General features: G+C 60.0%; 14 protein-coding genes. 5 read left to right on the top strand and 9 right to left on the bottom strand.

Annotation, left to right across the window (positions count from 1 at the left end; all coding sequences use genetic code 11):
• Nucleotides 1-21: 21 nt before the first annotated feature.
• The 8 genes from ybeY to queA all read right to left on the bottom strand — a co-directional run bounded on the left by ybeY (nt 22) and on the right by queA (nt 8778).
• Nucleotides 22-507 carry an rRNA maturation RNase YbeY gene (gene ybeY, locus WA928_RS02070; RefSeq protein ID WP_424298923.1) on the bottom strand — a complete coding sequence of 162 codons (486 nt, stop codon included), beginning with the start codon at nt 505-507 and terminating at the stop codon, nt 22-24.
• A complete protein-coding gene (locus WA928_RS02065; protein WP_424298920.1) occupies nt 497-1519 on the bottom strand; it encodes a PhoH family protein in 1023 nt (340 codons plus the stop codon). The genes ybeY and WA928_RS02065 overlap by 11 nt, the downstream gene beginning before the upstream one ends.
• Complete coding sequence (gene miaB / locus WA928_RS02060; protein WP_424298917.1) at nt 1516-3003, bottom strand: tRNA (N6-isopentenyl adenosine(37)-C2)-methylthiotransferase MiaB; 1488 nt, start codon at nt 3001-3003, stop codon at nt 1516-1518. Before miaB ends, WA928_RS02065 begins: the two co-directional genes overlap by 4 nt.
• 205 nt (nt 3004-3208) lie before the next feature.
• A complete protein-coding gene (gene secF, locus WA928_RS02055) occupies nt 3209-4144 on the bottom strand; it encodes a protein translocase subunit SecF (protein WP_424298914.1) in 936 nt (311 codons plus the stop codon).
• A gap of 12 nt (nt 4145-4156) precedes the next feature.
• Complete coding sequence (gene secD / locus WA928_RS02050; protein WP_424298911.1) at nt 4157-6028, bottom strand: protein translocase subunit SecD; 1872 nt, start codon at nt 6026-6028, stop codon at nt 4157-4159.
• 102 nt (nt 6029-6130) lie between these two features.
• The gene (gene yajC, locus WA928_RS02045) at nt 6131-6478 is read right to left on the bottom strand and encodes a preprotein translocase subunit YajC (protein WP_424298908.1); all 348 of its coding nucleotides are present in this window, start codon (nt 6476-6478) and stop codon (nt 6131-6133) included.
• A 102-nt stretch (nt 6479-6580) separates the two neighbouring features.
• Entirely contained in the window at nt 6581-7717 is a 1137-nt protein-coding gene (gene tgt / locus WA928_RS02040; RefSeq protein ID WP_424298905.1) for a tRNA guanosine(34) transglycosylase Tgt, read from the bottom strand.
• Complete coding sequence (gene queA / locus WA928_RS02035; RefSeq protein WP_424298902.1) at nt 7714-8778, bottom strand: tRNA preQ1(34) S-adenosylmethionine ribosyltransferase-isomerase QueA; 1065 nt, start codon at nt 8776-8778, stop codon at nt 7714-7716. The genes tgt and queA overlap by 4 nt, the downstream gene beginning before the upstream one ends.
• Before the next feature lie 199 nt (nt 8779-8977).
• Here queA and dacB point away from each other — a divergent pair, with 199 nt between their 5' ends.
• The 5 genes from dacB to WA928_RS02010 all read left to right on the top strand — a co-directional run bounded on the left by dacB (nt 8978) and on the right by WA928_RS02010 (nt 12322).
• A complete protein-coding gene (gene dacB / locus WA928_RS02030) occupies nt 8978-10357 on the top strand; it encodes a D-alanyl-D-alanine carboxypeptidase/D-alanyl-D-alanine endopeptidase (RefSeq protein ID WP_424299580.1) in 1380 nt (459 codons plus the stop codon).
• A 96-nt stretch (nt 10358-10453) separates the two neighbouring features.
• Complete coding sequence (gene upp / locus WA928_RS02025; RefSeq protein ID WP_424298899.1) at nt 10454-11092, top strand: uracil phosphoribosyltransferase; 639 nt, start codon at nt 10454-10456, stop codon at nt 11090-11092.
• A 116-nt stretch (nt 11093-11208) separates the two neighbouring features.
• Nucleotides 11209-11532: a DUF883 family protein gene (locus WA928_RS02020; RefSeq protein ID WP_350382260.1), complete on the top strand. Its 324-nt coding sequence runs from the start codon at nt 11209-11211 to the stop codon at nt 11530-11532.
• 5 nt (nt 11533-11537) lie between these two features.
• Nucleotides 11538-11990, top strand: a complete 453-nt coding sequence (locus WA928_RS02015) for a phage holin family protein (protein ID WP_424298896.1) — start codon at nt 11538-11540, stop codon at nt 11988-11990.
• A complete protein-coding gene (locus tag WA928_RS02010; protein WP_424298893.1) occupies nt 11990-12322 on the top strand; it encodes a hypothetical protein in 333 nt (110 codons plus the stop codon). Before WA928_RS02015 ends, WA928_RS02010 begins: the two co-directional genes overlap by 1 nt.
• A gap of 25 nt (nt 12323-12347) precedes the next feature.
• Here the strand turns inward: WA928_RS02010 and WA928_RS02005 are convergent, their stop codons facing one another.
• Nucleotides 12348-13892, bottom strand: coding sequence for a UbiD family decarboxylase (locus WA928_RS02005; protein ID WP_424298890.1), 1545 nt, complete (start codon nt 13890-13892; stop codon nt 12348-12350).
• Nucleotides 13893-13920: the final 28 nt, after the last annotated feature.

Raw genomic sequence — 13920 nt, 5'->3', positions numbered from 1 at the left:
AACCGATAAAGCGCCAAACGCTTAAGGGCTGGATTGCGTCAGGTAAGGGTTGGGGATCCGCTGTGCCGCGAGGATCGCTGTTTCTAGTGCTTCCATGCGTTCGGCCTCATCTGTCTGGATGTGGTCGTAGCCCAATGCGTGCAAAACACCGTGGGTCACCAGGTGTGCGGCATGGTGCAAAAATGGCTTGCGCTGATCGAGAGCCTCTTGCTGCAGCACCGGCAGGCACAGTACGATGTCTCCGCTGATCAAGCCCGAGGGATCAGCGCCGTATTCGAAGGTCAGCACATTGGTGGCGTAATCACGCTGACGCCAGGCGGCGTTCAGGGTGCGGCCCTCGTCGGCGTCCACAATGCGGACAGTCAGCGCCACAGGCTGGCCGGCCCTGGGGTCTGGGGGGGCCAGAGCGTGTTCAAGTGCCTGGCCTGCCCATCGGCGCAGGCGCCAGCGTGGCAGTTGTGGTGCCGGCACACCGTACTGGACGGCCAGTGAAAACTCAGGATACATGGTCGCCCGCCTGCTCGTAGGCATCCACGATGCGGGCCACCAGTGGATGGCGCACCACGTCGCGGCTGGTAAAACGTGTCTGGGCAATGCCGGGCACACCATCGAGCACTTCCAGTGCGTGCAGCAGCCCGCTCTGGTGGCCCTTGGGCAGGTCTACCTGTGAGGGATCGCCGTTGATGACTGCCTTGCTGCCAAACCCGATCCGCGTGAGAAACATCTTCATTTGTTCGGGCGTCGTGTTCTGGGCCTCGTCCAAAATGATGAAGGAGTGGTTCAGTGTGCGCCCGCGCATGTAAGCCAGCGGGGCGATCTCGATGGTTTGCTTTTCGAAGAAGCGCTGTGTCTTCTCGAAGCCCAACAGATCATAGAGTGCGTCGTACAACGGACGCAGATAGGGGTCTACTTTCTGGGTGAGGTCGCCGGGCAAAAAGCCCAGGCGCTCGCCGGCCTCTACTGCTGGGCGGGTAAGCACCAGGCGTGACACTGATTCGCGCTCCATTGCGTCGATGGCGCAAGCCACAGCCAGCCAGGTTTTTCCGGTGCCAGCCGGGCCCACGCCAAACGTGACGTCGTGCTTGAGGATGGCTTGCAGATAATCGCGTTGCCGGGGTGTGCGTGGGCGCAGATCCGATTTGCGGGTGTGCAGCACGATGCCGTCTGCATCCACTGGCGGCAGCTCGGGCAAACCTTGGGCTGGCGTGTCTGACGGCAGGTGCGAGTTTGAGATCCCACGGTTACTGAGCTCTACCAGCCCCAGTTGCAGCGCATCCAGCGACAGCGCCTCTTTTTCGGATCGTTTGTGAAACCAACGCAGGGCGTTTGCTGCCTCTTGGGCACGCGCCCCCCGGACGCTGAGGCGATTGCCGCGCCGGTTGATCGTGACGTCGTAGGCGTGAGAGATCTGGCGCAGGTTCTCATCCAGTGGGCCGCAGAAATTGGACAACTGCGTGTTGTCTCCCGTCAATTGCAGCGTGACGGGACGTGGGCCAGGTGTCTTGATGCGAGTACTCATGCAGGAATATGGCCGGTTTCGCGGGTAACGATTTCGCCCCGCAGGGTGTTGGTCATGGTTTCGGTGATGCGCACGTCCACCATCTGGCCGATCAGCCTTGGCTGGCCCGCGAAGTTGACGATGCGATTGTTTTCGCTGCGGCCCTTCATGTCGGCTGGGTCGCGTTTTGACGGCCCCTCGACCAGCAAGCGTTGTACGCTGCCCACCATGGATTGGCTGATATCGGCGGCCTGCTGGTTGATCAGGGCTTGCAGGCGATGCAGTCGCTCAAGCTTCTCGGCTTGTGGAGCCGGGTCGTCCAGATCAGCTGCCGGGGTGCCCGGGCGCTTGGAATAGACAAAGGAAAAGGACTGATCAAAGCCGACTTCCTGGACGAGGTCCAGCGTTTTTTGGAAGTCGGCTTCTGTTTCGCCCGGAAACCCGACGATAAAGTCGGATGACAGGGTCATGTCGGGGCGTGCAAGACGCAGGCGCCGAATGATGGATTTATATTCGAGTGCGGTGTAGCCGCGCTTCATGGCGGCCAGCACGCGGTCGCTACCGGCTTGAACCGGCAGATGCAGGAAGGGCACCAGCTTGGGCAGGCGGCCGTGTGCTTCGATCAGGCGTGCCGTCATCTCTTTTGGGTGCGAGGTGGTGTAGCGGATGCGCTCGATCCCCGGAATGTCGTGCACGTAGTCGAGCAACATTGCAAAGTCGGCAATCTCGCCTGCGGCACCGGTGGGGCCGCGATAGGCATTGACGTTTTGGCCCAACAGGGTCACTTCGCGCACACCCTGATCGGCAAGGTCTGCGATCTCAGTGAGCACGTCGTCAAAAGGCCGGGAAACCTCGGCGCCCCGGGTATAGGGGACAACGCAGAAGCTGCAGTACTTGCTGCACCCTTCCATGATGGACACAAAGGCCGTGGGGCCGTCCACGCGCGCTGGCGGCAGCGCGTCAAATTTCTCGATCAGGGGAAACGAAATATCCACTTGCGAGTGGCCTGTGGCCCGGCGCCGGTCGATGAGCTCGGGCAGGCGATGCAAGGTTTGCGGACCAAACACCACATCGACGTAAGGTGCCCGACGGACAATGGCTTCGCCCTCCTGGCTGGCCACGCAGCCACCCACGCCGATGACGAGATCAGGTTTGGCTTGCTTGAGGTGCTGCACGCGCCCGAGATCCGAAAACACTTTTTCCTGTGCTTTTTCGCGCACCGAACAGGTATTGAACAGAATGATGTCCGCGTCTTCCGGTGTATCGGTAAGCTCGACACCTTTGGTGGCGCGGAGAATATCCACTATTTTTTCGGAGTCGTACTCGTTCATCTGGCAGCCAAAGGTGCGAATGAAGAGCTTTTTATGCTGTCCGGGCAACACGGGTTGCAGCAGGGTTGCCAGGGTTTCATCTTGAGACTGGCGCCAGGCCTGGTCTTTGAGGTGCTCGGCGGATTCGCGGGAAGCAGGGATGACGCCGGGGCGACGTGCGGGGGTTTCTTGCATGGCAAAGCGCCGGGGCGGGTTTATATCCCGGGGGCGTCGAAAAATGGATGATCGCGCATTTTAACCCACAGCGCTGCCTGATGCCCGGGTGATCCAGGTATCTGGCAGTGCTGCGGGTTGGAAGGGTAGTCTCACCGCGCGGCCTGCAAGCCGCTTGAATAAGCCGGGCATCCAACAGCCCGCAGGGGCTATTGGATGCCTGGGATCATCCCAGTTCCACCTCTGAGTTTTCTTTTTTGACGTGTTTGACGAGGTCTTCACGCTGGATACCCATCCACATGGCCAGGGCGGCGGCCACAAACACGGAGGAGTAGATACCAAACCAGATGCCGATGGTGAGGGCCAGGGAGAAATTGTGCAGGGTAGGACCGCCAAAGAAGAACATCGACAGCACCATCATCTGGGTGGACCCGTGGGTAATCACGGTTCGGGAGATATTTTGCGTGATGGATGCGTTGATGATTTCGCGTACGGATGCCTTACGCTGCTTGCGGAAGTTTTCGCGGATACGATCCATCACCACCACGGATTCGTTGACGGAGTAGCCCAGCACCGCCAGCACCCCCGCCAGCACCGAGAGCGAGAACTCCCACTGAAAGAAGGCAAAAAATCCCAGGATGATCACCACGTCGTGTAGGTTGGCGATGGCGCACGACGCCGCCAGCTTCCATTCGAATCGGACCGCCAGGTACGCCATGATCCCCACCACCACAAACAACAGGGCCATGAGCCCGTTGTGAAGCAGCTCTTGCCCCACTTGCGGGCCGACGAATTCAACCCGGCGCAGCTGCACATCGGGGTGCTGTGCCTGCAGTGCGGTAAGCACTGTGCGGCTTTGGGTGGCCGTGTCTTCGTTGGCACGCACCGGTAGGCGGATCATGACGTCTTGCGAGGTGCCAAAATTTTGTACCTGGAAGTCGCTGTAGCCCAGGGTGTCAATGGCGCTACGGATATCGCCCACCGGTGCGGTCTGGGTGTAGTGCACCTCCATGACGGTGCCGCCAGTGAACTCGATTGACAGGTGAAAGCCGCGGCCGACAATGAAAAATACAGCGGCCAAAAATGTAAGCAGGCTGATGATGTTCAGGATCAGCGCATGCCGCATGAACGGGATGGTGCGATGGATGCGGAAAAATTCCATGATGAATCCTGATTAGTCTTGCTTGGGTTTCCAGATCTGGCCGATGGAGATGGCCTTGAGCTTGCGCTTGCGGCCGTAGTACAGGTTGGCCAGCGCCCGCACGCCCACCACGGATGAGAACATCGAGGTGAGAATACCGATGCAGTGCACCACGGCAAAGCCGCGTACCGGCCCGGTACCAAAGGTAAGCAGTGCCACCCCGACGATCAGACTGGTGAGGTTGGAGTCGAAAATGGTTGCCCACGCGCGATCGAAGCCTAGGTGGATAGCTTGCTGGGGTGGTAATCCTAATCGAAGTTCTTCGCGGATGCGCTCGTTGATCAGGACGTTTGCATCGATGGCCATCCCCAGCGTCAGTGCGATAGCCGCAATGCCTGGCAGGGTGAGGGTGGCCTGCAGCATGGACAGTACCGCCAGCAGCAACAGCACGTTAAACGAGAGGCCCAGCGTGGAGAACATGCCAAACAGGTGGTAGTACAGAATGATGAAAATGGCGATGGCCGTAAAGCCGTACAAGGTGGAATCGAAGCCTTGTTTGATGTTTGCCGCACCCAGGCTGGGGCCGATAGTGCGCTCTTCGATGATGTGCATCGGGGCTGCAAGCGAGCCGGCGCGCAGCAGCAAGGAGACATCCGCAGCTTCCTGGGCGGTCATGCTGCCTGAAATCTGCACCTGGCCACCCGGGATCTCTGAGCGGATCACCGGGGCGGTGACAACCTCGCCCTTGCCGTTTTCAAACAGCACAATGGCCATCCGCTTGCCAATATTGTCTCGCGTCACGTCGCGGAAAATCCGTGCCCCTTTGGAGTCGAGTGTCAGGTTGACGGTGGGCTCTTGTGTTTGCTGGTCGCGCCCAGGTTGTGCATCTTGCAGGTTTTCACCAGTGAGGATTACCTGCCGGCGCAGCAGCAACGGCCGGCCGTCGCGGTCGGTGTATTTCACCAGGCCAAACGGGACACGACCCGAGGCCAGGGCGGCAGTGGCGGACGGGGAGTCGTCCACCATGTGGATTTCCAGTGTGGCGGTGCGGCCAAGGATCTCCTTGGCTTTGGCCACGTCCTGCACGCCGGGCAGCTGGACGACGATCCGGTCGCCGCCTTGCTGCTGGATCACGGGCTCGGCCACGCCAAGTTCGTTGATCCGGTTGTGCAGTGTCTGGATGTTTTGTTTGAGGGCGCTGTTTTGCACCTGGGTGATGGAGGTGGCACTGAGCTTGCCATCCAGTGTCCAGGTGTTGTCTGAACGCCCGGTTGAGAATTCCATCTCGGGCATGGTGCGTCGCAAGGTGTCGGCGGCTGCATCACGTGCGTCCTGGCTTGCGAAACTTGCATGCACGGATTGCTGGTTGCGCTCGACGTCTTCGTATTTGATCTTGGCGTCACGCAGGGCCGTGCGGGCTTCGCCAGCCATGGAGTCGTAGCGGCTGGTGAGTGCGCCCTGCAAATCAACCTGCAGCAAGAAGTGCACGCCGCCTCGGAGATCCAGCCCCAGATACATGGGGTGGGCGCCCAGGGCCGTCAGCCAGTTGGGTGAGGCCGACATCAGGTTCAGCGCCACCGTGTAATCCGGGTTCTTGGGATCAGTGTTGAGTGCGCTTTCGAGGGTGTCCTTGGCTTTGAGCTGAACGTCTGTGGTTTCAAACCGCAGCCGCACTGTTCCCACCGGGCCGTTCATTTCAAATGAACCCGCCGTCGGTGTGATATTTGCCTGTGCCAGGATCTCGTTGGCTTTGTCCAGGGTGCCCTGATCAACCCTGACCGATGTTTTAGCCCCGGCGATCTGGACAGCGGGGGATTCGCCATAGAGATTGGGCAGCGTGTAGAGCACGCCAATCACGACGGCGGCCAGCACGATGAGGTATTTCCAGATGGGGTAACGGTTCATGGTCGGTCAGGAGAAAAGCGTAAAAGACCGGGCGCCGTCCAGAGTGGGCAGCATGTCTGGGGGACAGCTGCACGTGATGCGTGCAGACGGCGCCGGAAGGGATCAGAGCGACTTGATCGTGCCTTTGGGAAGCACGGCCGTGACAGCGCTGCGCTGCACGATGGTTTCCACGGCTTTGTCGCCTGATTGAGCGATTTCGAGGGTGATGTAGCTGTCGCTGACTTTGCTGATCTTGCCCAGCATGCCACCAGACAAAATGACCTCATCGCCCTTGCCCAGGGTTTCGACCATTTTCTTGTGTTGTTTCTGGCGTTTCATCTGCGGCCGGATCATCAGGAAGTACAGAATGACGAACATCAGGATGATGGGCAGCATGCTCATCAAGGCATTGGGTTCGCCACCGGCAGCCGCCTGGGCCGGGATCAGGGTCAGGGTGTCAAGCAGAGACATGAAGGCTCCTGGGAATTCGAGTGTGGGTTAAAGGAAGGAAATAATGGATGAGATTAACTCTTGATTGTAGCGGCATCCGGGCAGGGTCGTCTGTAGGGATATTTAATCAATCCCCCGCTGGCGATCCCGCAGGAAGTTGTCGCGCCATGCTGCAAACCGCTGGTGCTCAATGGCTTCGCGCATTTCGGCCATCAGGTTCAGGTAAAAATGCAGGTTGTGTAACGTATTTAGCCGGGCACCCGTGATTTCACCTACACGCTGCAGATGATGCAAATAAGACCGCGAAAAATGCTGGCAGGTGTGACAGGTACAGCCTGAATCCAGGGGCCGGGTGTCGGCGCGGTAGCGGGCATTACGAATCTTGATGTCGCCGTATCGGGTAAAGAGCCAGCCATTACGTGCGTTACGGGTGGGCATCACGCAGTCGAACATGTCCACGCCGCGTGATACACCTTCAACCAGGTCTTCAGGGGTGCCCACTCCCATCAGGTAGCGGGGTGCGCCGGCCGGCATGCGGGGAGTGACGTGGGCCAGTACCCGCATCATGTCGGCTTTGGGTTCACCCACCGAAAGCCCGCCAATGGCATAGCCCTCGAAGCCGATTTCGGTCAGACCCGCCAGAGATTCGTCGCGCAGGTCTTCAAACATGCCACCCTGGATAATGCCAAACAAGGCATTGGGATTCTGCAGATCCTGGAAGGCCTGGCGCGAGCGCCGTGCCCAGCGCAAAGACATGCGCATCGATACCGCTGCTTCTTCGTGTGTCGCCGGGCGGTCACCGATGCGATACGGTGTGCATTCGTCCAGCACCATCGCGATATCGGAGTTCAGGCTGCGCTGGATGCGCATGGATTCTTCTGGGGAGAGAAACTGCCGAGAACCATCGATGGGCGAAGCAAAGCGCACGCCTTCCTCGGTGATCTTGCGCATGCTGTCAAGGCTGAATACCTGGAATCCGCCCGAGTCGGTCAGGATGGGGCGGTTCCATTGCATGAACCCGTGCAGGCCGCCATGCTGGTCCAGGATATCGGTACCCGGCCTCAACCACAGGTGAAACGTATTGCCCAATACGATCTGGGCGCCGATTTCCGTCAGTTCGTGGGGCAGCATGGCCTTGACGCTGCCATAGGTGCCCACCGGCATGAAGATGGGCGTTTCGACGATTCCGTGGTTGAGGGTAATGCGGCCGCGCCGTGCGGCGCCGTCTGTGTGCAGAAGTTCGAATTGCAGTCCGGTCATGGGGTCAGGGCAGAGGGGTTCTGGGCGGCCTCGATGAACATGGCATCGCCGTAGCTAAAGAAGCGGTAGCGAGATTGTACGGCGTGCTCGTATGCCCGACGGATAGGGCCCGTGCCGGCCAAAGCCGACACCAGCATCAGCAGAGTGGATTGTGGGAGGTGAAAATTGGTAATCAGGGCATCCACATAGGCAAACGAGTACCCCGGGGTGATAAACAGCCGGGTATCGCCTTCGGTGGTATGGATGCCATCACCTTCTGCGGCGGCTGCTTCGAGCGAGCGCACGCTAGTGGTGCCTACTGCCACCACACGTCCACCACGCGCACGGGTTTCGTGCACTTTTTGCAAGGTTTCGGCAGAGACGACATAGCGCTCGGCATGCATGACGTGATCGCGGATGTGGGTCACCCGTACGGGTTGAAACGTACCCGCCCCCACATGCAGGGTGACAAACGCCTGGTCCACCCCTTGCGCCTTTAAGCGGTCGAGCATGGCCTGATCAAAATGCAGCCCTGCCGTGGGTGCAGCCACAGCACCTGGTTTCTGCGCGTAAACCGTTTGGTAGCGCGATTCGTCCTCGTTGTCGGGGGCGTGGGTAATGTAGGGGGGCAGCGGCACGCTGCCGTATTGATCAAGTAGCGTCAGGACGGGTTCGGGAAAATGCAGTTTGAAGAGTTCGTCTTCGCGTCCCAGTACCTGCGCGTCAAATGCGCCGTCGGCCAGTATCAGCCGAGTGCCGGGTTTGGGTGATTTGCTGGCACGCACATGAGCCAGCACATGGTGTGGATCGAGAATGCGTTCGACCAGCACCTCGATCTGCCCGCCAGTGGCCTTTTGTCCACGTAGGCGGGCCTTGATCACCCGGGTGTTGTTGAACACCAGCAGATCTCCTGCACGCAGCAGACTGGGCAGGTCAGTAAATTGCAGATCGTGCAGGGTGCTTGTGCCATCCAGGCGCAGCAGCCGGCTTGCATCCCGGCGTTCAGCCGGGTGCTGGGCGATCAGCTCGGGAGGCAGATGGTAATCAAAATCAGAAAGATCGAGGTCGGCAATCACGGGCAAGGCAGATGTTGCATCTGTAACGTCTGAAAGTAAAGGTTGGCCGGTATTTTAGTCCTAACAAGCTTTGGATTATGCTGGGGCTTTTTTGGGTGTGCGGATGATGCGGACAGCGCGGGACAGTATTCGATGGCCGCGTCTCTCTAACTGGAGGCGTGGGCTGGCAAGCCGGGTGGCCGGTGCTTTGGCGTTGTGGGCAGGTATGGCCTGGGCGGCAAGCGCCTGGGGCCAGGCGCTGCCACCTGAGTTGCAAAAAGCCTGGCAGGCCACTCGCTTGCCCGACTCTTCCCTGTCGCTGGAAATTCGTGAAGCGGGTGGGCCGGTGTTGGCGCAGGTGCACGCCGATGTGCCGCGCAATCCGGCGTCCGTCATGAAAACCGTTACCACCTGGACGGCCCTGTCGGCGTTGGGGCCGGATTATGTCTGGCGCACGCAATTTTTGTCGGTTGGTGGCGCCCGTATTGATGATCAGGGCACGCTGCAAGGGCCTTTGTATGTCAAGGCGGCCGGCGACCCCTGGTTCACCATCGAAGACCTCTGGGTTGCCTTGCGCGAGCTACGCCTGCGTGGGGTAAAAAACCTTGTCGGTGTGGTGGTTGATCGCAGTGTGTTCGGGCCTGTGTCCATCGACCCAGGCGACTTCGACGACTCACCCGACCGGCCTTATAACGCCAGTCCCGATGCCATGATGGTGGGATTTGGCGCCACACGCATTTTGTTTCAGGCCGATGCTACGCACCGGCAGTGGATTCCGGTCATCGATCCACCTACACGCAATGTCCGCATCGAAGGCCGCCTCGAATGGCGCGATGGGCGCTGCAAGCCGGCCTCGCAATTTTCGGCGGATGCCACGGCCCAGGGGCCTGTAGCGGTCATTCATATCGGTGGCCAGGCGTCAGGGTCGTGCGGAGATTTCAGCCTGTATCGACTGGCCGGGTCGCAGGCAGATCATTTCGAGTCATTGTTTCGTCTGCTATGGCGCGAGCTTGGCGGTACGCTGGGTAAGGGGTTTACTCAGGGCCCGGTACCGGCCAATGCAGACATCCTCGTGTCGCACGACTCTCCGGCGCTGGCCGATGTCATCCGCCAGATCAACAAGCACAGCAATAACGTCATGGCCCGCATGACCTTATTAACGCTGGGCGCTGAAACCAACGGCCCTGGCGCCACACCAGACACGGCCGCCCGTGCGGTGCGTCAGGTATTGGCCAGCCAGCACGTGGATACCACGGGCTGGGTGCTGGATAATGGTTCGGGCTTGTCGCGGCAAGGCCGGCTGACTGCGCATGGCCTGGCGCAGATGCTGGATGTCGCCTGGCGCTCACCGATGATGCCCGAATTTGTGTCCTCGCTGGCCATTTCAGGGATGGACGGTACTGTACGCAAACGGTTGCGTTCGGACGATACTCGTGGTCAGGCACATCTCAAAACCGGTACCTTGCGCGAATCGCGCGCATTGGCCGGGTATGTCAGAGGCGTCAGCGGCAAGCGGTATATTTTGGTCAGTTTGGTAAACCATGCCAATGCCGGGGCAGTGCGTGCATTTGATGATGCGCTGGTACGCTGGCTGGCAGCCCATTGACACCGGTCCCGGCTGCCGTAGTGCGGCCGTGCACCCTCCGTGCGCGCCACCAGGGGTTAAACTGCTGTCCAGTTTCCGCCAGTCGACAGGTCTGCCATGCCCATCCACGAAATTCGCCATCCCCTTATCCGCCACAAGCTGGGCTTGATGCGCCGCGCCGATCTCAGTACCAAGAATTTTCGCGAGATGGCACAAGAAATCGGCTCCTTACTGACGTACGAAGCCACTAAAGATTTGCCGCTCGAGCCCTCGCACATCATGGGCTGGGCCGGCGAGCTTGACGTCGAAAAGCTGGCAGGTAAAAAGGTTACTGTTGTACCCATTTTGCGCGCGGGAATTGGCATGCTGGATGGGGTTCTCAATCTGATTCCGGGGGCCAAGGTCAGTGCGGTGGGTATCGCCCGCAACGAGCAAACCCTGCAAGCCCAGCCGTATCTCGAAAAACTGGTGGGTCAGCTGGATCAGCGCCTGGCGCTGATTATCGATCCGATGCTGGCTACCGGGGGATCCATGGTGGCGGCCATCGATATGCTCAAGCAAGCCGGATGTCGCACCATCAGGGCCCTGGTGCTGGTGGCTGCCCCAGAAGGCATCGCCGCTGTCGAGCAGGCGCATCCGGACGTCCATATCTATACCGCGTCTATTGATGACCATCTCAACAAAGATGGTTACATTATCCCCGGCTTGGGCGATGCCGGTGACCGCATTTTTGGTACCCGCCAAAAGACGGATTAAGCAGCCGTTGGGCGCGTTTCGGTGGTCGTTGCCGGCTGCTTGTACAGTTTCTGACACTGTGCTCTATCTGGATCAGGTAGGATATAAGTTCCCCTGTCAGATTCAAGGAGTACCGAATGGCCACTCGTAAGCAAATTGCTACACAGTCCGCAGGCGACGCCCTCATCGAAGACCTTAAATCCAGCCTGGATCAGGCTGAAAAGCTGCTGCGCGAAGCCGCCGACGCAACAGGCGAAAAAGCAGCCGATTTGCGTGCACGGGCGCTGACCGCCCTTGATCAGGGCCGCAGTGCTCTGGCTGATACGCAAGCTAATCTGGTCGAGCAAGGCCGCAAGGTTGTGCACGATACCGATGAATACGTGCAGTCCAACCCCTGGAAAGCGGTTGGCATTGCGGGTGTTGCCGGCCTGCTTCTGGGCGCCTTGTTGTCGCGGCGCTAAGTCCAATGGCAACACTCGGTCAGGTCGCGGCAGATCTCGCCGCCCAGCTGGCTGCATTGCTGGGTACTCGCCTCGAACTCCTGGGTCTCGAGGCTCAGGATGTCCGCGATCGCCTGTTGTGTCGTCTGGCGCAGCTGATACTGGCGGTGTTTCTGCTGGCGCTGGCAATACTGGTGGCCACGCTCACCGTTGCCCTGTATTTCTGGCCCACCCAACACCGTTATCTGGCCTTGTGCTTGCTGGCCCTGGGCTATGCCGTGCTGGGCGCCGTTGTGCTGGTGTGTCTGTTGCGGCGCCTCAAAACAGATCCGCCGCCTTTTGCGGTCAGTGCCCAGGTGTTGCAGCAGGATGCTCGGGCATTCAAAAAACCTGCTACTGGCGGCGCTACACCAGACTTCAACCAGGCGTCTGACGGCACTGACCTGCCCGATGAAGATCCTTTTCGGGGGATGTCGTAATGTCGTTGTTTGCACCGTCTCAAGCCGCGCAGCAGCGTCAGTTGCGTATCCAGTTGCTGCGTCTCCAGGCCGATTACCAGCGTCTGGCGCTGCGCCGTACAGGTTGCCAGTTGGTGCAGGCGCTGCAACCCGACGCCTTGGCTGCGCAAGCCCGTACCCATTTGCGTGCCAAGGGCCTGGGGTGGCTTGGCGTAGGGCTGCAGGCCTTGCGCCGCTACCCGCTGATGAGTTCGCTGCTGGGGTCGTTGCTGGGCAGCCGAAGCCGCCGTCGCATCGCACTTAAAACCGCCCTGATCACCGGGTTGGTCTGGCTGGGCAAGCGCCGCAGGTAAGGATCGAAACTAACCAGACAGGGCACTAGATACCCAGCTGGTCCCACATGGCATCTACCTTGCGTTTTGTGTCCTCGTCCATGTGGATGGGGTGGCCCCATTCGCGCACGGTTTCTGCCGGCCACTTGTTGGTGGCATCGAGCCCCATCTTGCCGCCCAGGCCGGACACCGGAGAGGCAAAGTCCAGATAGTCGATCGGGGTGTTGTCCACCAGCACCGTGTCACGCACAGGGTCCATCCGGGTGGTCATCGCCCAGATCACTTCCGGCCAGCTGCGGACATCGATGTCTTCGTCCACCACCACAATAAATTTGGTGTACATGAATTGCCGCAGCACACTCCACAGGCCGAACAAAATGCGCTTGGCGTGCCCCGGGTACTGCTTGCGGATGGAGACCACCGCCAGGCGGTAACTGCAACCTTCGGGGGGAAGGTAGAAGTCGGTAATTTCGGGAAACTGGCGTTTGAGCAAAGGCACAAAAACTTCGTTTAGCGCCAGCCCCAGTACGGCGGGTTCATCCGGTGGTTTGCCAGTGTAAGTACTGTGATAGATCGGTTGGCGGCGATGAGTGATGCGCTCAACCGTAAATACCGGAAACCAGTCTTGTTCGTTGTAATAGCCTGTGTGGTCGCCGTAAGGGCCTTCCAGGGCCATTTCGTAGCCGGTCTCTGGCGGCGGTTTAACGCCCTCGGGCACGGCAGGTGCCCGCGCGCGAGGGTCTGTGGAGGGCAGGATATGGCCCTCCAGAACGATTTCTGCCTGGGCGGGTACTTGCAGGTCGCTGCCCAGCGTAGCGGCCAGCTGGGTGCGGGATCCTCTCAGGAGACCGGCAAATTGATATTCGGACAGGCTGTCGGGGATGGGGGTGACAGCCGCCAGCAAGGTGGCTGGATCGGTGCCCAAGGCGACAGCAATCGGAAACGGCTTGCCTGGGTGTGCCAGGCAGTGGTCGCGAAAATCCAGCGCACCGCCACGGTGCGAGAGCCAGCGCATGATCAGCTTGTTGCGTCCGATCAGTTGCTGGCGGTAAATGCCCAGGTTTTGCCGACGGGCGTTGGGGCCGCGGGTAATCACCAGCCCCCAGGTCAGTAGTGGGGCCACGTCACCAGGCCAGCAACTTTGCAGCGGCAAGGTGTTGAGATCCAGCTCGTTGGCCTCGATGACGACTTCCTGGCACGCCGCACCCTTTACCTGACGTGGATTCATGTCCCACAGCGCAGCCTTGAGCATCGCGACCTTGGAGAGGGCATCACGCATGCCATGGGGGGGGGTGGGCTCGCGCAGCGAAGCCAGCAGCTCACCTGTCTCGCGCAGGGCGGAGACATCCTCGGCACCCATGCCCCAGGCCACGCGCTGCGGTGTGCCAAACAGATTGGCCAGCACCGGGGTGTCTGCAGGCTTGCCCGCATGTAGCGGATGCTCGAACAGCAGGGCGGGGCCGCCTGAGCGCAAGACCCGGTCGCTGATTTCGGTGATTTCGAGGTGGGTGGAGACAGGGTGCTGGATGCGCTTGAGTTGCCCCTGGCGCTCAAGCTGGGCGATGAAGTCTCGGAGGTCGCGATATTTCACAGAGTATGGCCAATCAGGTTACAGTGTC

This window comes from Castellaniella sp., assembly GCF_049651205.1.
In the GTDB taxonomy this organism is placed as follows: domain Bacteria; phylum Pseudomonadota; class Gammaproteobacteria; order Burkholderiales; family Burkholderiaceae_B; genus Castellaniella.
This window is presented reverse-complemented; position numbering and strand designations above follow the sequence as displayed.

Bases quoted from the DNA above. Each gene is read 5' to 3' on its own strand.
- ybeY (WP_424298923.1), bottom strand. From the start codon at position 507: ATGTATCCTGAGTTTTCACTGGCCGTCCAGTACGGTGTGCCGGCACCA.
- WA928_RS02065 (WP_424298920.1), bottom strand. From the start codon at position 1,519: ATGAGTACTCGCATCAAGACACCTGGCCCACGTCCCGTCACGCTGCAA.
- WA928_RS02020 (WP_350382260.1), top strand. From the start codon at position 11,209: ATGGCCACTCGTAAGCAAATTGCTACACAGTCCGCAGGCGACGCCCTC.
- WA928_RS02010 (WP_424298893.1), top strand. From the start codon at position 11,990: ATGTCGTTGTTTGCACCGTCTCAAGCCGCGCAGCAGCGTCAGTTGCGT.
- dacB (WP_424299580.1), top strand. From the start codon at position 8,978: ATGGCCTGGGCGGCAAGCGCCTGGGGCCAGGCGCTGCCACCTGAGTTG.
- yajC (WP_424298908.1), bottom strand. From the start codon at position 6,478: ATGTCTCTGCTTGACACCCTGACCCTGATCCCGGCCCAGGCGGCTGCC.
- WA928_RS02015 (WP_424298896.1), top strand. From the start codon at position 11,538: ATGGCAACACTCGGTCAGGTCGCGGCAGATCTCGCCGCCCAGCTGGCT.
- secD (WP_424298911.1), bottom strand. From the start codon at position 6,028: ATGAACCGTTACCCCATCTGGAAATACCTCATCGTGCTGGCCGCCGTC.
- tgt (WP_424298905.1), bottom strand. From the start codon at position 7,717: ATGACCGGACTGCAATTCGAACTTCTGCACACAGACGGCGCCGCACGG.
- miaB (WP_424298917.1), bottom strand. From the start codon at position 3,003: ATGCAAGAAACCCCCGCACGTCGCCCCGGCGTCATCCCTGCTTCCCGC.
- secF (WP_424298914.1), bottom strand. From the start codon at position 4,144: ATGGAATTTTTCCGCATCCATCGCACCATCCCGTTCATGCGGCATGCG.
- upp (WP_424298899.1), top strand. From the start codon at position 10,454: ATGCCCATCCACGAAATTCGCCATCCCCTTATCCGCCACAAGCTGGGC.